Raw genomic sequence first — 17610 nt, forward strand, 5'->3', positions numbered from 1 at the left:
CTTTATTTTATAAAAAATCTTGTAAAAAATTCCTAGATGAAACACAAATAAAAGGATTGGATTTATAACTTAAAGGGTTATATAAAATGTATTTTTTAGAAAAATCGCCCATAAATCCTCCATTTTGATTAATCAAAAAATCTCCTGCTACAATATCCCAAATATTAAGCTTTTCAAATCTTTTATAAACTCCTGCCCTAGCCTCTAAAATAGCACAAAATTTCAATCCAGAGCCTATATTAATAGCTTCTAATTGATGCTCTTTTGCAAAGTCTTCATCTTCTTTGCTAAGATGATTAACACTCAATAAGGCTTTATATTTATTTTTCTCGTATTCTTGCTGGTCAATTTGCAAAGGTTTATCGTTTTTATAAACCTTGGTTTTTGCATGAGCATAGAATATATCACCTTTTGATGGATTTTGTATGAGTGATAAAACAGGGCGATTGTCATGAACCAAACTTATCATAACGCAAAATTCATCACTGCCTTTTAAAAAACCACTTGTTCCATCAAGAGGATCGATAAGCCAAAAAGTTTTTAATTCTTCACACTCTTCTTTGCTGAGTAATTTTTCTTCTGATAGAATTTTAATATCCGTAGAACCCAAAATATCATTTAGAATTTTATTAGAAGCAAGATCTGCTGATGTAAGCGGGCTTTTATCTTCTTTTTCCCAAGTTTTGAAATTTTTTCTCTCTTCTAAAATAGCTTTAGAAGCTTGATTGCTAGCATTTATAGCAATTTCTAAAAATTTATCAAGATTAAGCATGATTATAAACTTTCTATAAGATTTTTTAAAATTATACAAGAAGATTTTGTGGAATTTTTAATTTCCACAAAAATTTTAATTAAATTTTACTAGTTTCACCCAAATAAAGTTGTCTTGGACGGACTATTTTAAGACTTTCTTGCTCTTTTTGTTCTATCCACTGAGCTATCCATCCTGGGGTGCGCCCTATAACAAATAAAGTAGCAAACATTTCATTTGGAATACCTAAGGCTTTTAAAATAAGTCCACTATGAAAATCAACATTCGGATATAACCCTCTTTGAACAAAATAATCATCGCTTAAAGCAATCTCTTCTATACGCGTTGCTACTTTAATAAGATTGGTATCAATACCCAACTCATCAATAAGTTGATCACGAAGTTTTTTAAGTACTTTTGCTCTAGGATCAAAATTTTTATAAACCCTATGCCCAAAGCCCATCAAGCGGAAAGGATCGTTTTTATCCTTAGCTCTTTTGATGAATTCATCTACCCTATCAACACTACCTATTTGCTCAAGCATTCTAATAACACCTTCATTAGCTCCACCATGTGCATGACCCCAAAGCGCACCAATACCTGCTGCTATACAGGCATAAGGATGAGCGTGAGTTGAACCCACAGCACGAACTGTTGAAGTTGAAGCATTTTGCTCATGATCTGCATGAAGCATAAAAACTGTATCAAGTGCTTTTACTTCTATAGGTTTAAGCTCTACATGATCGTAAGGATAGGTTCTTAACATATATAAGAAATTTTCTGTAAAACCACGATCTAAATTTGGATAAGCCATAGGAAAGCCGTGTTTATATCTATAAGCAGTGGCCACTATAGTAGGGATTTTAGCTACTATTCTAGCTGCCATTTCCATATATTCTTCTTTTACATTCATGTTTAAATGATCAGGATAAAAAGCACTAAGCGATGAAACAGCACCTTGTAAAACTGCCATAGGATGAGCATTATCAGGGAAAGAATCAAAAAGACGATGCATACCTTCATGGATAAAAGAACGCTTTTTCATTTCATAACGAAATGCTTCAAGACGCGTAGCATCAGGCAATTCTTTATAAAGTAAAAGATGAACCACATCTAAATAAAGTTTGTTTTCAGCAAGCCACTCTATAGGATAGCCACGGTGCATTAAAATTCCGTTTTCTCCATCAATATAAGTGATTTTTGATTTACAAGTAGCTGTAGAAGTCAAGCCCTCATCATAAGAAAACATTCCTGTTTGTTTATAAAAACTTGACATATCTACAACGCTTGGTCCAGTTGTACCGTCATATATAGGAAATTCATAGCTTTTTCCATTTCTATTATCGGTTATAGTAACGGAATTTGACATTTTCGCTCCTTTTATTGTTACTTTTATTAATTCTAACAAAAAAGGACGATTATGAGTTTTTTTATTATTAAATTTTTAAGATTTTATTTGCTTTTTTGAGTAAAAAAGTAACTTTCATTTTTTAGAATTAGAAAAAAATTTAATCATACTCATAACAATAACAGCCTCAAATAACGCTGTTAAAATAAGTGCTGAATAAAGCTTCTCATCAATAACCTTGCCCGAATAACCCAGAGTAGCTGTTGCTATAAGCAAGGTTAAAGGCATAGAATGACTAAGACCAAATAAAATCATATTTTTAAAACCAATTCTTTTTAAAAAAACACTTGCACATAAAATTCTTAAACCCACCATAACAAACATAAGTAAAAATGCTTGTAAAACGATTTTATAATCTAAAATCATTTTAAGATCAAAGGTTGAACCTATATGGATAAAAAAAATAGGGATCAAAAACCCGTGTCCAAAAGTAGAAAGCTTGTGCTCAAGATCTTTTTTATGATCAAAAAAAGTAGCTATAAATGAACCTGCTATAAAAGAACCAAGAACGATTTCAAGTTTTGTAATAACCATAGCAACAATGATCAGTATAAAAATGGCCATACAAAATCTTATATCTTTTTCATTTTTATCTTCCCATGGCATAAGCACAACTTTAAGCTGAGGATACCACCAAAAAAGCACACCAAGCATTTTAAATCCGAGCAAACAAAGTCCCAAAAAGATATTAAGATATAAAATACTTTGCGCTACATCAATAATACCTGTTCCTTCGCGCAAAAAAGCTCCCGCTATAGTCAAAAGCACAATAGAAATCACCTCAGCTAAAGTAGCCACTATCATAGCAATATTTAGCCAATAACACTCTTTTCCAAAATCCTTAAAAAGCAAAGATAAAAGCCCTACACTCATCACAGGTATAATGATAACAAATACTAAAGAAAGTCCAAAAATCCATACTATAAGAGAAGATAAAGCGTAAAGTAAAAAAATATAAAAAAAACTTTTTTTGGCGACTTCTTTATCCATATTAAAAAAGGCTCTTAAATTTACCTCCATACCCGCTATAAACATTAGATAATAAAAACCTACATTGGCTAAAAGTGCAAAATTTTCACTTTTTCCTATGAAACCAAAATATGCTATTATTGCCCCTAAAATAATTTCAGTAGCTGAAAGAGGCAAGCGTAAAATTTTTGCAATATGCGGAGAAAAAAGTAAGCATAAAGCTATAACAATAAGAATTTTTAGATCAATTAAACCTTGTGGATCAATGACACTCTGATGCAAAAGTAAATCCCATTTCTTTTAATTTTATTATATCTTGACTTGGTTCTTCACCTTTAGTGGTTAAATAATCCCCTATAACAATAGCCCCAGCACCTGCTTGAAAAATTTCATACTGCCTTTCTTGCAATACCACTTCACGTCCACCTGCAACCATGATTACAGTTTGAGGCAAAGCCTCTTTGGTGTCACGCACGATTTTTAAAGCTTCATCAGCACTAAGTCTTGGAACTTGTAGTTTTAAATTTTCATTTGCTATAAAAAAATTAATAGGCGTTGAAAAAGGTTGTAATTCTTGCAAAGATTTTCTAAAACTTAGCCTATCTTCTTCGCTCTCACCCATACCATAAATTCCACCACAACAAAGCATAAGCCCTGCTTCTTTAGCGTTTAAATTGGTTTGAAATCTACTTTCCCAAGTATGTGTGGTGCAAATTTGTGGAAAAAATTCCTTAGAACTTTCAAGATTGTGATTATAAGAAAAAATTCCTGCTTTTTTAAGTTCTTTGAGTTGTTCCACGCTTGCCATACCATTACAGGCAATTAAAAGCAAATTAGGCACTTCTTTTTGCACAGCCTTGGCAGCTTCGCAAACATACTCAAGCTTTTCATCATCAAGCCCAAGTCCTGCCGTAACCAAACAAAAACCCAAGGCTTCATTTTTCTTTGCCATTTTTGCTTCTAAAACGATTTGTGAAAGTTCTTTACGACGATATTTTTGAATATCTGTTTTTACATGAGCACTTTGGGTGCAGTATTTACAGTCTTCCGAACAATTTCCACTCGCTATATTTGAAATAGCACAAAGCATGATTTGCATTCTAATCCTTCATTTCTTTTTTGATTTTACACTTTAAACATTCTAAGAATGTACCTTTTTTAAGCTCTTTTATCACTAAAGTTTCGCCACACTCTTCGCATTTTTCTTCACTTGGTTTGTATTTGCTTATAAAATTGCATTTTGGATAAGCACTACAGCCATAAAATTTACCACGTTTTGAAAAGCGTTCTACGATTTCACCTTTTTGACAACTTGGACAAGTAATGCCTGTACCATTAGCTTTAGCTTTTGCGGCTGTATTTTCGCTTTCGTTTTTGCTTTCACTTTTTAAATTTCTTGAATACTTGCATTTTGGGAAATTTAAACACGCTACAAATTCTCCAAAACGCCCTTTTCTAATAGCAAGCTCTCCGCCACAATCAGGACAACTTTCGCCTAGTTTTGTGACAGTTTTTTGACTAGCTATTTTTGTTTTTCCTTCTTCGATTTTTCTCATAAAAGGATAGTAAAATTCTTTTAAAGTTTCTTGCCAATCTGCCTTATCTTCTGCGATTTCATCTAGGGTATTTTCAAGGTTTGAAGTAAATTTACTATCTACTATATCGCTAAAATTTTTCTCAAGCACTTCGGTTACATTAAAAGCAACATCGCTAGGAATGAGTTGTTTTTTATCTATTATTACATAATCACGGCTTGTAAGTATAGAAATGGTTGGTGCATAAGTAGAAGGGCGACCTATGCCTAAACTTTCAAGTTTTTTTACAAGTCCTGCTTCTGAATACCTTGAAGGTGGTTCGGTAAAATGCGAGTTCATTTCTAAATTTTGCACTTTTAAATTTTGGCCTATTTTAAAATTTGGCAAAATTTTATCCTTATCCATATCACCATAAACTTTATAATATCCATCAAAAAGGATTTTTCTACCGCTTATTTTAAAAACTGCTCTATCATTTTTTACAAATACATTTTGAGTTTGAGAGATAGCAGGACTCATCTGACAGGCTAAAAAGCGATTGTAAATAAGTGTGTAAAGTTTTAACTCATCTTTGTCTAAAAATTTAGCCGAAATTTCTGGAGTAAAACTTAAATTTGTAGGGCGTATAGCTTCATGAGCTTCTTGAGCGCCTTTAGTCTTTGTAGTATATACATTTGCTTTGCTTGGAAGATAGTCTTTGCCAAAATTTGCTTGTATGAATTTTCTTGCATTTTCTACTGCTTCTTTGGCTAAATTTAAACTATCGGTTCTCATATAAGTAATAACCCCCATCACGCCTTCATGGGTATTTACTCCTTCATAGAGCTTTTGAGCTATCATCATGGTTTTTTTAGGGTTAAAACCAAGGCGATTGCTGGCACTTTGTTGTAAAGTTGAAGTCATAAAAGGAGGCGGCGGAGCGATTTTTCTTTCTTTGCTTTCAATGTCACTTATACTATAAACTTCATTTTTACAAGCTTCTAGTATAAGTTTAGCACGATCTTTGTTGGTAATGGTAAGTTTTTCTATCTTGACTTTATCAAACTCAACTAGTTCTGCATCTAAATCTTTTTGAAAAATCATATCAATACTAAAGTATTCTAGGGGTACAAAGGCACGAATTTCTTTTTCACGATCGACTATGATCTTTAAAGCCGCACTTTGAACACGCCCAGCACTAAGTCCTCTTTGAATTTTTTGTCCTAATAAAGGGCTTAGCTTATACCCTACAATGCGATCTAAAAGACGTCTGGTTTGCTGAGCATTTACAGAGTGCATGTTTAATTGTCTTGGATTTTTTAAAGCATTTTCTATAGCGCTTTTAGTGATTTCATGAAAAACAATGCGTGGTAAGGTGTTTTCATCTTTTCCTATAGCTTTTGCAATATGATAGGCTATAGCCTCTCCTTCTCTATCTTCATCCGTTGCAAGATAGACTTCTTTGGCATCTTTGGCTTTGCTTTTAAGTTCTTTAACTAAGGCGCTATGATCACTTGTGATTCTATACTCAGGGATAAATTCATCATCTTCTATTTTAATCCCAAAGCTTGATTTAGGCAAATCTCTAATATGTCCTTTAGAAGCGATAACTTCATAATCTTTTCCCAAAAAATTTCCTATGGTTTTAGCTTTTGCAGGAGATTCTACTATGATTAAATTTTTCTTCATTTTGCACCCTTGTTAAATAAAAAGCTGAATTTAGCTAAAAATATTTAAAATTCTACTTATAAAATATATTTTAATCAAGCTAAAATATTTTAAAAACAAAACTATCATAACAAAATAAATAAAATATAATTTTAAGTAATTTTAAATACAAACCATAATTTTTGGAGTATAATAAAATAAAAAAGGTAAAAATTATGAATGACAAAACTTATAAATTTCATCCAAATGACACAAAAATGGATAAAAAAATAATTCAAATTACTGAAAAGTCCGGATTTAAAGCAGCTGTGTTTTCTATGGCTGCTATGACTATGCTAGGAAGCGTGGTCATTTCATCTGCTCTGCCTGCTATCAACAGACATTTTGAAGAACTTTTAACCCAAAGTGGCGCTACTCTTGCTTCAAGTTTCACATTAGCTCATCTTGATATACTTGTTCGCTTAGTTTTAACCATCCCTGCTATTTTTGTTGTCATTTTATCTCCATTTGCTGGTATTTTAATGGATAAATTTGGCAAATTAAAATTCATTCTTCCAGCTATGGTGGTTTGGACTATTTCTGGGATAAGTGGCTTTTTCTTAAATGATATTTATGCTATACTGACTTCAAGAGCTATTTTTGGTATGGCAACTGCTTTTATAATGACAGGCGCTTCGGCTTTGCTTGGGGATTATTATAGTCGTGGTGGCTTTAATCGCAGAGAAAATGCTTTAAGTCTTCAAGGATTTTTTTGTGCGGTAGGGGGTGCTGTTTTTATTTCTATTGCTGGATTTGTTTCAAGTTATTCTTGGCGTTATCCTTTTTTGGTATATGGACTTGGAATTTTAATTACCTTAATGGCTATCATTTATCTTTTTGAACCTAGAAAATTTAAATTCTATAATCATACAAAAATAGAAACAAAAACAAATTATTGGCAATTTTTCCCTATCTATTTTATAGGTTTTTTTATCATGGTAGTTTATTATATTTCGCCAACTCAACTTCCTTACTATATAGAAGAACATTTGGGATTGGATCCTAAATATATAGGTATTTCGATGTCTGTATCTGCACTATGTTATGGTTTTTTCTCTCTAAGCTATAGATATATTATAAAATTCTTAAGTATTAAAACTATCTATGTTTTAACTCTTTTTATCGTATCTTGTTCTTTTTTGCTGCTTTTTTTAGTAGATAGCTTTTTCACAGTTTTAATCGCCTTAGCTTTGCTTGGAATGGGTGGAGGTATTATGCTTGTAAATAATACGGCTTATCTTTTTTCAATCTGTCCTGAAAATGCTCGCTCTAGGGCTTATGGAATTTTAGCAAGTTGTATATTTTTAGGACAATTTTTAAGTCCTATTATCTCTCAACCTATCGTTAGACAAATGGGTCTTGTAGATGCTTTTTTAATATGGTCAATAGTAATTTTTATAGTGTGCATTGTGTTTTTATTTTTAAAGCAAAAACCTAGAATAAATTAGCAAGAAAAATCTTGCTAATTTTATTTATTACAAACCTACCGCACTTAAAGTTTGGTATTTACTCATATAAATTTGAGCTTCAATTTTTCTCATCGTATCAAGTGCTACTTGAACTACAATAAGTACAGAAGTGCCGCCAAAATGAAAAGGCACACCCATAAATTTCACCAAAACCCAAGGTAAGGTTGCAACAAGCCCTAAATAAATAGAACCTGATAAAGTTAAACGAGAAGCCACTTCGTTAAGATAACTTGAAGTTCCTTCACCTGGACGAATTCCAGGGATAAAACCGCCTTGTTTTTTCAAATTTTCTGCTATGTCTTTAGCGTTAAATACGATAGAAGCATAAAAATAAGCAAAGAAAATTACAAACAAGAAAGTTAGAACATGAAACAAATAACCATTTGGATTTAAAAAGTCATTAATGGCTTGTAGATAAGGATTTGTACTAGTTTGTAAAATTGTTGTTGGAAACATCAAAATCGCACTAGCAAAAATCGGTGGAATAACCCCACTAAGATTGAGTTTAATAGGAATATAATTCATAATGCGTTTGTTTTGATTTTGCATTACAACTTTACGAGAATAAGAAATAGGAATTCTTCTTTCTCCAAGTTCTATATAAATAATCACCCCTATGGTGATTAAAATCAAAGCAAAAATTGCAAAAGCGGTTAAGAAATTCATCTCGCCTGAATTGATTTGTCCTACAGTTCCTGAAATCGCTCTTGGAATACCTGAAACAATACCTGCAAAAATGATTAAAGAAATACCATTTCCTATACCTCTTTGTGTGATTTGTTCGCCAAGCCACATTAAAAGCATAGTTCCAGCAAGCATAGAAATAGCACAAAGTGCGATAAACATATTTAAATCTTCTACCATTATAGCCCCTGCACCACCACGACCGTGCAAGCTTTGCAAACCTATAGCAACGCCTATACTTTGAACCAAAGTAATCACAATAGTCGCATAACGGATAATTTGCATATATTTTTGCATACTATCACGCTCTTTTTTCATCTTACCAATATTTGGAAAAGTTGCTGCAAGAAGCTCCATAATAATAGAAGCAGTAATATAAGGCATAATACCTAAAGAAATGATAGAAAAGCGTTCAGCCGCTCCACCACTAAAAACATTAAATAAACCCAAAGCATTGTTTTGATTGTTATTAAAAAATTCCGCAATCACATCAGCATTGACGCCAGGAACTGGCACATAAGCCAGAACCCTATAAGCAAATAAAAATGCTAAGGTGATTAAAATCTTATTCGTCAATGCTCTATTCATTATTTTGATCCGGTGACGCTAATATTCTCGTCTTTGATTTTTGATACTAAGTCTTTTGCACTTGCACCAATTAATTTGATTTTATTCACAGATTTTGAAATTTTGTGAACACTTTTAATGCTCTCAAATGTAATTTCACTAAGCTCTTTTACAGCTGTGATTTTTTCAACATTGATCACATAAGGTTTTTGAATTTTAGAAGTAAAACCTACTTTTGGTAGTCTTCTTTGAAGTGGTTGTTGACCCCCTTCAAAACCTCTTTTTTCATTATAACCTTTTCTAGCAGTTTGACCTTTACCCCCTTTAGTAGCAGTCTTACCCATGCCAGAACCTTGACCACGGCCAATTCTTTTAGTTTTATGCGTTGAACCCGCTGCTTTTGTTAAATTCATCTTCTTATCCTTTTAACATTGTTAAAGCTTTGATTGTAGCACGAACCACATTAGCTGAATTATTTGAACCCAAAGACTTGGTTAAGATGTCTTTAATACCTGCAAGTTCCACGATAGGGCGCGTAGAACCACCTGCGATAACTCCTGTACCTTCGCTAGCTGGTTTAAGTAAAATTCTACTTGCGTTGTATTTCACCTCTACATCGTGAGCGATAGTTGAACCTTTAGTTTTAACTTCAACGATATTTTTAAACGCATCGTCAACAGCTTTACGGATGGCATCTGGAACTTCCTTAGCCTTACCATAACCAACACCTACTAAACCTTTGCGGTTTCCAACGATAACTAAAGCAGTAAATCTAAATCTTCTACCACCTTTAACAACCTTAGTAACTCTGCCGATATCGACAATTACTTCTTCAAATTCTTCTCTATTATATTTTTCCATCGATTTACCCCTTATAGCCTAATGCCATTTTCTCTTAAAGATTCAGCCAATGCTGCGATAACACCATGATATACATAACCATTTCTATCAAAAACAGCTTGTTCTATCTTTTTAGCTTTTAAAGTTTTAGCAAATTCAGCAGCGATTTTTTTAGCACCTTCTTTATTTGCTTTAACGCCAAGTTTGCGTCCATCAACTGCTGCTAAAGTTACAGCTTTTACATCATCAATCGCTTGGATATATAGAGTTCTGTTTGATTTAAATACAGAAATTCTTGGAAAATTTTCACAACCTGAAATTTTCGCTCTAATTCTTTTTTTTCTTTTGATTCTTAAAGTTAGTTTTCTTTTTAATACATTTACTCTCATATTCTACCCTTACTTCTTAGATGTCTTACCAGCTTTGCGGATAATGCGTTCATCAGAATACTTAACGCCTTTTCCTTTATATGGCTCTGGTGGTCTAAATTCACGAATTTGAGCAGCAACTTGACCTACAACTTGTTTATCACTTCCTTTAACTGCAATAGTATTTTTATCCACTACAATTTCAATTCCTTCTGGAATATCATAATTAATAGGATGAGAAAAACCAAGGCTTAGTTCTAAAACTTTACCTTTTAAAGCTGCTTTATAACCAACTCCATTGATTTCAAGAGTTTTTGAAAAACCTTGAGTTAAACCTACAACGATATTGTAAGCTAAAGCTCTGTAAGTTCCCCAATAAGCTCTACTTTGTCTGTCTTCACCTTTTGGAGAAAAAAGAATATTATTATCTTTAATCTCAACATTTACATTTGCTTTAGTATCAAGTTCTTTTGCTAAATTTCCTTTTTTAAATTTAAGCAAATTTCCTTCTAATTTTACTTCTACTCCTGCTGGAATAGCAATCGGTTGTTTACCTATACGAGACATATTTTTCCTTTTTATTTGTCTAGGATATTTCTACTTTTTTAAAAGAATGGATACCCAATGCCATAAAAAGCAGATTTTTTACCAAATGGTACATAAAATTTCGCCGCCAACACCTGCTTTATAAGCTTCATCATTAGCTAAAACGCCATGACTTGTGCTAACTACGATAGTACCATAACCATTTTTAAAACGCTTGATTTCATCTTTACCTTTATAAACACGACGACCAGGCTTAGAAATTCTTTTAAGCTCATTGATAACACTCTTACCTTTTTCATCGTATTTTAAAACTACATTGATAAATTTCTTTTTATCTTCTTCAATAACATTAAAACTCTCAATATAGCCCTTAGCTTGAAAAATTCCAACTAAAGCTTCTACAACTTTAGAATGTAAAAGCTTGGTTGTTTCAAGCTTTCTCATTCCTGCATTTCTGATACGAGTGAGTGAATCTGAAATAATATCATTTATCATATTTTATCCTTACCAACTTGCTTTCTTAAGACCTGGAATCAAACCTTCGTTGCCCATTTTTCTTAAGCAAACTCTGCAAATTCCAAAATCTCTATAAACCGAATGCGGACGCCCACAAATTTGGCATCTTGTATAAGCTCTAACTTTAAATTTAGGCTTGCGTGCCGCTTTTGCAATCATTGATTTTTTAGCCATCTTACTTTCCTTTTGTAAATGGCACACCGATAAGTTCTAATAACTTTTGTGCCTGTTTGTCATTTTGTGCTGTTGTAACTATAGAAATGTTCATACCATGAGTTCTTAAAATTTTATCATACTCCACTTCTGGGAACATCAACTGCTCATCAAGACCGAAGTTATAGTTTCCGCGTCCATCAAAACCATCTCTACTTAAACCTCTAAAGTCTTTCACCCTTGGCAAAGCAATAGAAATTAATTTATCAAGAAAAGCATACATATTTTCTTTTCTTAAAGTTACCATTACACCCACAGGAAAACCTTCGCGAACTTTAAATCCTGCAACTGATTTTTTAGCTTTAGTAATCACAGCCTTTTGTCCTGCAATTAAAGAAATAGTATCTGCAACATTTTGCAATACTTTTTGATCTTTAGCCAACTCACCAGCACCTACGCTGATAACTACTTTTTCGATCACAGGGATAAGCATAGGATTTTTAATATCAAATTCTTTAACCAATGCAGGTTTAATGCTTTGATTATATTTTTCTTTTAATCTCATCATCGCTTACTCCTGAACTTTTGCCACATTGGAAATATCCATTGGCATTTCTTTATTGATAAAACCACCATTTGGGTTTTTCTCACTCGGCTTAATAGCTTTTTTAGCGATTTTACATCCTTCAACTACCACTTTAAGTGTTTTTGGATATACCGCTAAAACTTTACCTGTTTTACCTTTATCATCACCTGTGATAACCTTAACGCTATCACCTTTTTTGATTTTTAATTTAACCGCCATTATAATACCTCCGGTGCTAGTGAAACGATTTTCATAAAGCCACCATATCTAACTTCTCTGCCCACTGGCCCAAAGATACGAGTTCCGATAGGCTCTCTTTTGTTGTCAAGAATAACCGCAGCATTTTCATCAAAACGAATCAAAGAACCATTATCTCTATGAATTTCTTTTTTAGTTCTAACGATAACCGCTTTTACCACTTGACCTTTTTTAACTTTTCCATTTGGTAAAGCTTTTTTAACAGATGCAACGATTACATCACCTACGGTAGCGTATCTTCTTTTGCTACCCCCTAAAACCTTGATACACATTAATTCTTTTGCACCGCTATTATCAGCAACTGCAAGTCTTGTAAAACTTTGAATCATTACTCAACTCCTGTAGCTAATACAGATTTTAAGCGAAATGATTTTCTTTTTGAAAGTGGTCTGCATTCTACTGCAACAACAGTATCACCCACTTTAACTTCATTTCTCTCATCATGAATTAGATATTTTTTAAAGCGTTTAACAATTTTTCTATATCTTGGATGAACCACTTTTCTTTCAACCAAAACACTTGCGGTTTTTTCACCAGCGATTTTAACAACAACGCCTTGAATTTCTCTTTTAAATGCCATTTTCTATCCTTATCTTAAAGCGTTAATTGCTGTATTTATTCTAGCAATGTCTTTTTTTACTTGGCTAATCTCTTTTGGATTAGTAAGTTGCATTGTTTTTAGCTTTTGTTTTAAAGTGAATAAAAGCACCTTTTTTTCTTTTAGCATTGTTGCAAGCTCAGCTGCTGTTTTATCTTTAATCTCAGTATATTTCATTTTGGCTCTCTCTTGTAACAAACTTAGTTTTAAATGGAAGTTTATGCATAGCTAAAGTCAATGCTTCTCTTGCCATTTCTTCGCTTACTCCTGCCATTTCATAAATGATACGACCTGGCTTGATATTCATTACCCATTCCTCAACAGCACCTTTACCTTTACCCATACGAGTTTCTAAAGGTTTTTTTGTCAAAGGCTTATCTGGAAAAACTCTAATCCAAGTTTTTCCTTGTCTTTTAACAAAACGAGTTAAAGCGATACGCGCTGCTTCGATTTGGCGTGAGTTAATGCGTCCTGCTTCAGTTGCTTTTAATGCAAATTCACCAAAAGTAAATTCTGTTCCACGATTAGCATAACCTCTGTTACGCCCTTTCATCATTTTGCGATATTTAGTTCTTTTTGGCATTAACATGATTATTTACCCCTTCTTGTGCGTCTTGGCTTTTTAGCTGGAGCACTTTCTTCAGTTTTTTCAGGTTGCATACCTTTGTGCAATACTTCACCTTTAAAGATCCATACTTTAACTCCTATGTTTCCATAAGTAGTTCTAGCTTCTGCAAAACCATAATCGATTTTTGCTCTTAAAGTATGAAGTGGAACGCGTCCTTCAAGATACCATTCTGTTCTTGCCATTTCAGCACCGCCTAAACGACCGGAAACTGAAACTTTAATTCCTTTAGCACCTGCTTTTTGCGCACCTTGGATTACTTTTTTCATTGCTCTTCTAAAAGCAATTCTTTTTTCAAGTTGAGTTGCAACACTTTCAGCAGCAAGTTGAGCTGAAGCTCCTGCTTTTCTTTCTTCTTTGATATTGATATTTACATCTTTACCGATTAAATCTTGCAATTCTTTTCTTAAATTATCAACATCACTACCTTTTTTACCGATGATGATACCTGGTCTTGCAGCAACTACAGTAACGCGAAGTTTTTTAGCAGTTCTTTCTACTAAAATTTGGCTAATTCCTGCGTAATAAAGTTTTCTTTTTAAGAAAGCTCTGATTTTGTAATCTTCACCGATATTTTCTATTAAATTTGCTTTAGTTGGAAACCATCTTGATTCCCAGTTTCTATTGATTCCTAGTCTTAGACCAATTGGATTAACTTTTTGTCCCATTAGCTTTCCTTTTTCGCTGTTGCTTTTTTAGTGCTTGTTGTTTTTTTAGCTGGAGCTTTTGTTGTAGTAGTTTTTTTAGCTACTGTTTTTTTCTCTTCAGCTTTCACTTCCGCTTTTACCACTTCTACTAAAATATGTGAAGTTGGTTTTCTAATACGACTTGCACTTCCTCTAGCTCTTGGTCTAAATCTTTTTAATACCGCAGCTGCGTCAACACGACAACTTTTTACAATCACTTCGTTTGCTTCAAAGCCACCATTTGCTACTGCACTTGAAATTGCATTTGCGATATATTTTGCACCTTTATTTGGCATAAATTTTAAACTAGCCATAGCTAATTCTGCATTCATCCCCTGAACTTCTCTAGCAATCAATCTTGCTTTAGTTGGAGATAATCTTATGAATTTAATTAATGCTTTACTCATATCTTATCCCTTACTTACCAATTTTCTTTTGCACAGAGCCTTTATGCCCTTTAAATGTGCGTGTTGGAGCAAATTCACCAAGCTTATAACCGATGTGATTTTCAGTAATATAAACTGGAATAAAGCTTTTACCATTATGAACATTAAATGTAAGTCCTATCATATCAGGAGTAATTGTGCTTCTTCTTGACCAAGTTTTAATTGGTTTATTATCATTAGCCTCTTTAGCAGCGATGACTTTTTTCATTACATGATCATCAACAAAAGGACCTTTTTTTAGTGATCTAGCCATCTTACTTTCCTTTTCTTCTTGAAATTATTAGCTTATCGCTAGCTTTTTTACGACGAGTTTTCGCACCTTTGGTTGGTTTACCCCATGGAGTTACTGGATGACGGCCTGAATTTTTCTTACCTTCACCCCCACCGTGCGGGTGATCTACTGGGTTCATAGCTGAACCACGAGTTTGTGGGCGGATACCTCTATGGCGATTTCTACCTGCTTTACCGATAGTTATATTAGCCCATTCTTCATTTCCAACTTCGCCGATACTTGCCATACATTCAGCCAAAACTTGTCTCATTTCACCACTTGCAAGTCTTAAAATAACATATTTTTCTTCTTTACCCATAAGTTGTGCATAAGCACCCGCAGAACGAATCATTTGACCGCCTTTACCTGGTTTTAACTCAACATTATGAACAATAGTACCCACAGGAATGTTTTTAAGTTTCATTGCATTACCTGGTTTAATATCAAGTCCGCTTTCAGCAGCTGCAACGATATCACCAACGCTTAATCCACGTGGTTGAAGAATATATCTTTTTTCCCCATCTTTATAAGCAATCAAAGCAATTCTACAATTTCTGTATGGATCATACTCGATTGCTTCTACTTTGCCTTCTATACCGAATTTACGACGTTTAAAATCAATAATTCTGTAAAGTTTTTTAGCACCCGCTTCTTTATGACGACTTGTAATTCTTCCATAGCTGTTACGACCCGCGTGTGCTGGAAGTTTAACAAGTAGTGAGCGTACACTTGGTTTAGCTGTAATATCTTCAGAACTTAAACCTGTGATATATCTTCTACTTGGAGTATATGGTTTATAAGTTTTAATTGCCATCTTAAGCCTCCGCATTTTCTAAGCTAACACCTTCAGGTAGCTTAACATAGAATTTTTTATAATCGTTTCTTTGACCTAAACGACCTCTAAAACGCTTAACTTTTCCATCCATTCTTAAAGAATTGATGCTTTTTGGAGTTACACCAAAATACTCTTTTAAAACCGCTTTTAAGCCTGTTTTAGTCATTTTTGGCGAAGTTTGAATAACTACGACACCTTGCTCTTGCAAATTCAAACTTTTTTCTGTGTAAAGTATAGTCTTTATATCAGTAATATCTGCCATAATTATCCCTCTTTTGTAATAGATTCTAACGCTGATTTTTCCATAATAACAGCATTAAATACAGATACTAAATAAGCATTTACTTCAGTTACATCAACTACATAGCAATTTGCTAAATTTCTGTAAGCTAAAAGTGTTTTTTCATCTAGTAAATCTTTAACGATTAAAGCATCTTTGACGCCAAGTTTTTTAATCACAGCGTTTGCATCTTTTGTTTTACCACTTTCAATAGCCAAAGAATCAGCAGTAAATAACACACCTTTAGCTGCTTTATCTGCTAAAGCTCTTTCAAGCGCCAATCTTTTTTGTTTTTTATTTACTTTTTGGAAGTAGTTTCTTTCATTTGTTGGACCAAAAGCAACCGCACCGCCTACCCAAACGTTAGTTCTTGTTGAACCCGCTCTAGCACCGCCACGACCTTTTTGTCTCCAAGGTTTTTTACCACCACCACTTACATCACTTCTACCTTTAGTATGAGCTGTATTTGCTCTTAAACTTGCAAGGTAAGATTTTACATACAAGTAAAGATTGTGTGGATTTACTTCCGCATATTTTGAAGGTAAATCAAGTTCACCTGCTTTTTCTAATTTATCATTTAAAACAACTACTTTACTCATTTTGCAATCCTTATTTTACCCATAGCACCATTATAACCTGGTACTGCACCTTTAACTACTAAAATTTTATTTTCAGCATCATAAGATACAACTTCGTTTTTAACAGTTACTTTAGTATTTCCATAGTGTCCTGCCATTTTCATACCTGGTTGAACACGACCTGGCCATTCTCTATTACCAATAGATCCATGGCGTCTGTGAAATCTAGAACCGTGACTTGCTGGACCCCCTGCGAAGTTATGTCTCTTCATAACACCGCTATAACCTCTACCTTTAGTGTTAAAGCTTACTTTTAAAATTTTTGCTTCATTTAATGGAGTTTCATCTAAATCTCCTGCTTCAGTATTTGCTACTTCTAAAGTCGCAAATCTATTGTATTCTGCAGAAAGATTGTATTTTTTTTGTTGTCCTGCGACACATTTATTACTTGCTTTACCTTTTGGATATGCTACTAAAGCCTTTCCGCCTTCAACTTCACATACTTTTGCATTTACAACTCTTAGTAAAGTTACAGCGATACTTGGATTAGTAATTGTTCTGCTCATTCCAATTTTTTCTACAATATATTCCATATCTTATCCTTACTTACCCATAGCTCTTACTTCAACGCTTACTTCTGGCGCTAAATCAAGCTTCGTTAAAGAATCAACTGTATCTGGAGTCGCTGCTACTATATCTAGCATACGCGCGTGAATTCTTATTTCAAACTGCTCACGAGAATCTTTGTTAATGTGTGGAGATTTTAAAACTGTATAGCGTTTGATTTTAGTAGGCATTGGTATCGGACCTCTAATATCCGCACCTGTTCTTTTAACAGCTTCTACGATTGCTGCAACTGTTCTGTCTAGTACTCGATGGTCATAAGCTTTTAGCTTAAGCCTAATTCTTTCCATAATATTTCCTTTAAAAAGAACTCGTTAGTTAAAAACTAACC

Annotated in this window: 27 protein-coding genes; 1 reads left to right on the forward strand and 26 read right to left on the reverse strand. The window is 33.5% G+C overall.

What is annotated here, in order from left to right; translation table 11 throughout:
- Positions 1–7: 7 nt before the first annotated feature.
- The 5 genes from FBF22_RS08105 to topA form a co-directional block, all read right to left on the reverse strand.
- Positions 8–772 carry a 3'(2'),5'-bisphosphate nucleotidase CysQ gene (locus FBF22_RS08105; RefSeq protein WP_002868269.1) on the reverse strand — a complete coding sequence of 255 codons (765 nt, stop codon included), beginning with the start codon at positions 770–772 and terminating at the stop codon, positions 8–10.
- A gap of 79 nt (positions 773–851) precedes the next feature.
- Positions 852–2120, reverse strand: coding sequence for a citrate synthase (locus tag FBF22_RS08110; protein ID WP_002851494.1), 1269 nt, complete (start codon positions 2118–2120; stop codon positions 852–854).
- A gap of 114 nt (positions 2121–2234) precedes the next feature.
- A complete protein-coding gene (locus tag FBF22_RS08115; RefSeq protein WP_002884215.1) occupies positions 2235–3410 on the reverse strand; it encodes a cation:proton antiporter in 1176 nt (391 codons plus the stop codon).
- Entirely contained in the window at positions 3391–4227 is an 837-nt protein-coding gene (locus FBF22_RS08120) for a biotin synthase (protein ID WP_002884213.1), read from the reverse strand. Before FBF22_RS08120 ends, FBF22_RS08115 begins: the two co-directional genes overlap by 20 nt.
- Before the next feature lies 1 nt (position 4228).
- Positions 4229–6331 carry a type I DNA topoisomerase gene (gene topA, locus FBF22_RS08125; protein ID WP_002884212.1) on the reverse strand — a complete coding sequence of 701 codons (2103 nt, stop codon included), beginning with the start codon at positions 6329–6331 and terminating at the stop codon, positions 4229–4231.
- A 194-nt stretch (positions 6332–6525) separates the two neighbouring features.
- Here topA and FBF22_RS08130 point away from each other — a divergent pair, with 194 nt between their 5' ends.
- Positions 6526–7797 carry an MFS transporter gene (locus FBF22_RS08130; RefSeq protein WP_002873254.1) on the forward strand — a complete coding sequence of 424 codons (1272 nt, stop codon included), beginning with the start codon at positions 6526–6528 and terminating at the stop codon, positions 7795–7797.
- Between the two features lie 27 nt (positions 7798–7824).
- Here FBF22_RS08130 and secY read toward each other — a convergent pair whose 3' ends face one another.
- From secY to rpsJ, 21 genes are all read right to left on the reverse strand, one after another.
- The gene (gene secY, locus FBF22_RS08135) at positions 7825–9090 is read right to left on the reverse strand and encodes a preprotein translocase subunit SecY (protein ID WP_002864789.1); all 1266 of its coding nucleotides are present in this window, start codon (positions 9088–9090) and stop codon (positions 7825–7827) included.
- Positions 9090–9482 carry a 50S ribosomal protein L15 gene (gene rplO, locus FBF22_RS08140; RefSeq protein ID WP_002851292.1) on the reverse strand — a complete coding sequence of 131 codons (393 nt, stop codon included), beginning with the start codon at positions 9480–9482 and terminating at the stop codon, positions 9090–9092. The genes secY and rplO overlap by 1 nt, the downstream gene beginning before the upstream one ends.
- A 4-nt stretch (positions 9483–9486) precedes the next feature.
- Positions 9487–9930 carry a 30S ribosomal protein S5 gene (gene rpsE, locus FBF22_RS08145; protein ID WP_002779428.1) on the reverse strand — a complete coding sequence of 148 codons (444 nt, stop codon included), beginning with the start codon at positions 9928–9930 and terminating at the stop codon, positions 9487–9489.
- An 11-nt stretch (positions 9931–9941) separates the two neighbouring features.
- The gene (gene rplR, locus FBF22_RS08150; RefSeq protein WP_116491749.1) at positions 9942–10298 is read right to left on the reverse strand and encodes a 50S ribosomal protein L18; all 357 of its coding nucleotides are present in this window, start codon (positions 10296–10298) and stop codon (positions 9942–9944) included.
- A 9-nt stretch (positions 10299–10307) separates the two neighbouring features.
- The gene (gene rplF / locus FBF22_RS08155; protein WP_002851302.1) at positions 10308–10844 is read right to left on the reverse strand and encodes a 50S ribosomal protein L6; all 537 of its coding nucleotides are present in this window, start codon (positions 10842–10844) and stop codon (positions 10308–10310) included.
- Between the two features lie 78 nt (positions 10845–10922).
- Positions 10923–11318, reverse strand: coding sequence for a 30S ribosomal protein S8 (rpsH, locus tag FBF22_RS08160; protein ID WP_002851353.1), 396 nt, complete (start codon positions 11316–11318; stop codon positions 10923–10925).
- A 9-nt stretch (positions 11319–11327) separates the two neighbouring features.
- The gene (locus FBF22_RS08165) at positions 11328–11513 is read right to left on the reverse strand and encodes a type Z 30S ribosomal protein S14 (RefSeq protein ID WP_002851478.1); all 186 of its coding nucleotides are present in this window, start codon (positions 11511–11513) and stop codon (positions 11328–11330) included.
- 1 nt (position 11514) lies between these two features.
- On the reverse strand, positions 11515–12060 hold the full coding sequence (rplE, locus tag FBF22_RS08170; RefSeq protein ID WP_002851453.1) for a 50S ribosomal protein L5: 546 nt from the start codon (positions 12058–12060) through the stop codon (positions 11515–11517).
- 3 nt (positions 12061–12063) lie between these two features.
- Positions 12064–12297: a 50S ribosomal protein L24 gene (gene rplX / locus FBF22_RS08175; protein WP_002779437.1), complete on the reverse strand. Its 234-nt coding sequence runs from the start codon at positions 12295–12297 to the stop codon at positions 12064–12066.
- Positions 12297–12665: a 50S ribosomal protein L14 gene (gene rplN / locus FBF22_RS08180; RefSeq protein WP_002779438.1), complete on the reverse strand. Its 369-nt coding sequence runs from the start codon at positions 12663–12665 to the stop codon at positions 12297–12299. Before rplN ends, rplX begins: the two co-directional genes overlap by 1 nt.
- Positions 12665–12916: a 30S ribosomal protein S17 gene (gene rpsQ / locus FBF22_RS08185; RefSeq protein WP_002851549.1), complete on the reverse strand. Its 252-nt coding sequence runs from the start codon at positions 12914–12916 to the stop codon at positions 12665–12667. Before rpsQ ends, rplN begins: the two co-directional genes overlap by 1 nt.
- 9 nt (positions 12917–12925) lie before the next feature.
- The gene (gene rpmC / locus FBF22_RS08190; protein WP_002851566.1) at positions 12926–13111 is read right to left on the reverse strand and encodes a 50S ribosomal protein L29; all 186 of its coding nucleotides are present in this window, start codon (positions 13109–13111) and stop codon (positions 12926–12928) included.
- The gene (gene rplP, locus FBF22_RS08195) at positions 13098–13523 is read right to left on the reverse strand and encodes a 50S ribosomal protein L16 (protein WP_002779441.1); all 426 of its coding nucleotides are present in this window, start codon (positions 13521–13523) and stop codon (positions 13098–13100) included. Before rplP ends, rpmC begins: the two co-directional genes overlap by 14 nt.
- Positions 13524–13525: 2 nt before the next feature.
- Entirely contained in the window at positions 13526–14227 is a 702-nt protein-coding gene (rpsC, locus tag FBF22_RS08200; protein ID WP_002884209.1) for a 30S ribosomal protein S3, read from the reverse strand.
- Complete coding sequence (rplV, locus tag FBF22_RS08205; RefSeq protein WP_002884207.1) at positions 14227–14652, reverse strand: 50S ribosomal protein L22; 426 nt, start codon at positions 14650–14652, stop codon at positions 14227–14229. Before rplV ends, rpsC begins: the two co-directional genes overlap by 1 nt.
- A gap of 10 nt (positions 14653–14662) precedes the next feature.
- Positions 14663–14944 carry a 30S ribosomal protein S19 gene (rpsS, locus tag FBF22_RS08210; protein WP_002884204.1) on the reverse strand — a complete coding sequence of 94 codons (282 nt, stop codon included), beginning with the start codon at positions 14942–14944 and terminating at the stop codon, positions 14663–14665.
- Position 14945: 1 nt separating this feature from the next.
- Positions 14946–15776, reverse strand: coding sequence for a 50S ribosomal protein L2 (gene rplB, locus FBF22_RS08215; protein WP_002884202.1), 831 nt, complete (start codon positions 15774–15776; stop codon positions 14946–14948).
- A 1-nt stretch (position 15777) separates the two neighbouring features.
- Positions 15778–16059, reverse strand: coding sequence for a 50S ribosomal protein L23 (locus tag FBF22_RS08220; protein ID WP_002779446.1), 282 nt, complete (start codon positions 16057–16059; stop codon positions 15778–15780).
- 2 nt (positions 16060–16061) lie between these two features.
- Positions 16062–16676, reverse strand: coding sequence for a 50S ribosomal protein L4 (gene rplD / locus FBF22_RS08225; protein WP_002783544.1), 615 nt, complete (start codon positions 16674–16676; stop codon positions 16062–16064).
- Positions 16673–17248 (reverse strand): 50S ribosomal protein L3, encoded by a 576-nt coding sequence (rplC, locus tag FBF22_RS08230; RefSeq protein ID WP_002779987.1) that lies wholly within the window; start codon positions 17246–17248, stop codon positions 16673–16675. The genes rplD and rplC overlap by 4 nt, the downstream gene beginning before the upstream one ends.
- Before the next feature lie 9 nt (positions 17249–17257).
- Positions 17258–17569, reverse strand: a complete 312-nt coding sequence (gene rpsJ / locus FBF22_RS08235) for a 30S ribosomal protein S10 (protein WP_002779353.1) — start codon at positions 17567–17569, stop codon at positions 17258–17260.
- Positions 17570–17610: the final 41 nt, after the last annotated feature.

The sequence above is a fragment of the Campylobacter sp. CFSAN093260 genome (assembly GCF_012890095.1).
Taxonomy (GTDB): domain Bacteria; phylum Campylobacterota; class Campylobacteria; order Campylobacterales; family Campylobacteraceae; genus Campylobacter_D; species Campylobacter_D jejuni.

Bases quoted from the DNA above. Each gene is read 5' to 3' on its own strand.
- rpmC (WP_002851566.1), bottom strand. From the start codon at position 13,111: ATGAAATATACTGAGATTAAAGATAAAACAGCAGCTGAGCTTGCAACA.
- rpsQ (WP_002851549.1), bottom strand. From the start codon at position 12,916: ATGGCATTTAAAAGAGAAATTCAAGGCGTTGTTGTTAAAATCGCTGGT.
- rplF (WP_002851302.1), bottom strand. From the start codon at position 10,844: ATGTCTCGTATAGGTAAACAACCGATTGCTATTCCAGCAGGAGTAGAA.
- rpsJ (WP_002779353.1), bottom strand. From the start codon at position 17,569: ATGGAAAGAATTAGGCTTAAGCTAAAAGCTTATGACCATCGAGTACTA.
- FBF22_RS08130 (WP_002873254.1), top strand. From the start codon at position 6,526: ATGAATGACAAAACTTATAAATTTCATCCAAATGACACAAAAATGGAT.
- FBF22_RS08165 (WP_002851478.1), bottom strand. From the start codon at position 11,513: ATGGCTAAAAAATCAATGATTGCAAAAGCGGCACGCAAGCCTAAATTT.
- rpsS (WP_002884204.1), bottom strand. From the start codon at position 14,944: ATGGCTAGATCACTAAAAAAAGGTCCTTTTGTTGATGATCATGTAATG.
- rplN (WP_002779438.1), bottom strand. From the start codon at position 12,665: ATGATTCAAAGTTTTACAAGACTTGCAGTTGCTGATAATAGCGGTGCA.
- rplV (WP_002884207.1), bottom strand. From the start codon at position 14,652: ATGAGTAAAGCATTAATTAAATTCATAAGATTATCTCCAACTAAAGCA.
- rplD (WP_002783544.1), bottom strand. From the start codon at position 16,676: ATGAGTAAAGTAGTTGTTTTAAATGATAAATTAGAAAAAGCAGGTGAA.
- rplR (WP_116491749.1), bottom strand. From the start codon at position 10,298: ATGAGAGTAAATGTATTAAAAAGAAAACTAACTTTAAGAATCAAAAGA.
- topA (WP_002884212.1), bottom strand. From the start codon at position 6,331: ATGAAGAAAAATTTAATCATAGTAGAATCTCCTGCAAAAGCTAAAACC.
- FBF22_RS08120 (WP_002884213.1), bottom strand. From the start codon at position 4,227: ATGCAAATCATGCTTTGTGCTATTTCAAATATAGCGAGTGGAAATTGT.
- FBF22_RS08220 (WP_002779446.1), bottom strand. From the start codon at position 16,059: ATGGCAGATATTACTGATATAAAGACTATACTTTACACAGAAAAAAGT.
- rpsC (WP_002884209.1), bottom strand. From the start codon at position 14,227: ATGGGACAAAAAGTTAATCCAATTGGTCTAAGACTAGGAATCAATAGA.
- secY (WP_002864789.1), bottom strand. From the start codon at position 9,090: ATGAATAGAGCATTGACGAATAAGATTTTAATCACCTTAGCATTTTTA.
- rpsH (WP_002851353.1), bottom strand. From the start codon at position 11,318: ATGATAAATGATATTATTTCAGATTCACTCACTCGTATCAGAAATGCA.
- FBF22_RS08105 (WP_002868269.1), bottom strand. From the start codon at position 772: ATGCTTAATCTTGATAAATTTTTAGAAATTGCTATAAATGCTAGCAAT.
- rplX (WP_002779437.1), bottom strand. From the start codon at position 12,297: ATGGCGGTTAAATTAAAAATCAAAAAAGGTGATAGCGTTAAGGTTATC.
- rplP (WP_002779441.1), bottom strand. From the start codon at position 13,523: ATGTTAATGCCAAAAAGAACTAAATATCGCAAAATGATGAAAGGGCGT.
- rplB (WP_002884202.1), bottom strand. From the start codon at position 15,776: ATGGCAATTAAAACTTATAAACCATATACTCCAAGTAGAAGATATATC.
- rplE (WP_002851453.1), bottom strand. From the start codon at position 12,060: ATGATGAGATTAAAAGAAAAATATAATCAAAGCATTAAACCTGCATTG.
- rpsE (WP_002779428.1), bottom strand. From the start codon at position 9,930: ATGGAAAAATATAATAGAGAAGAATTTGAAGAAGTAATTGTCGATATC.
- rplC (WP_002779987.1), bottom strand. From the start codon at position 17,248: ATGGAATATATTGTAGAAAAAATTGGAATGAGCAGAACAATTACTAAT.
- FBF22_RS08110 (WP_002851494.1), bottom strand. From the start codon at position 2,120: ATGTCAAATTCCGTTACTATAACCGATAATAGAAATGGAAAAAGCTAT.
- rplO (WP_002851292.1), bottom strand. From the start codon at position 9,482: ATGAATTTAACAAAAGCAGCGGGTTCAACGCATAAAACTAAAAGAATT.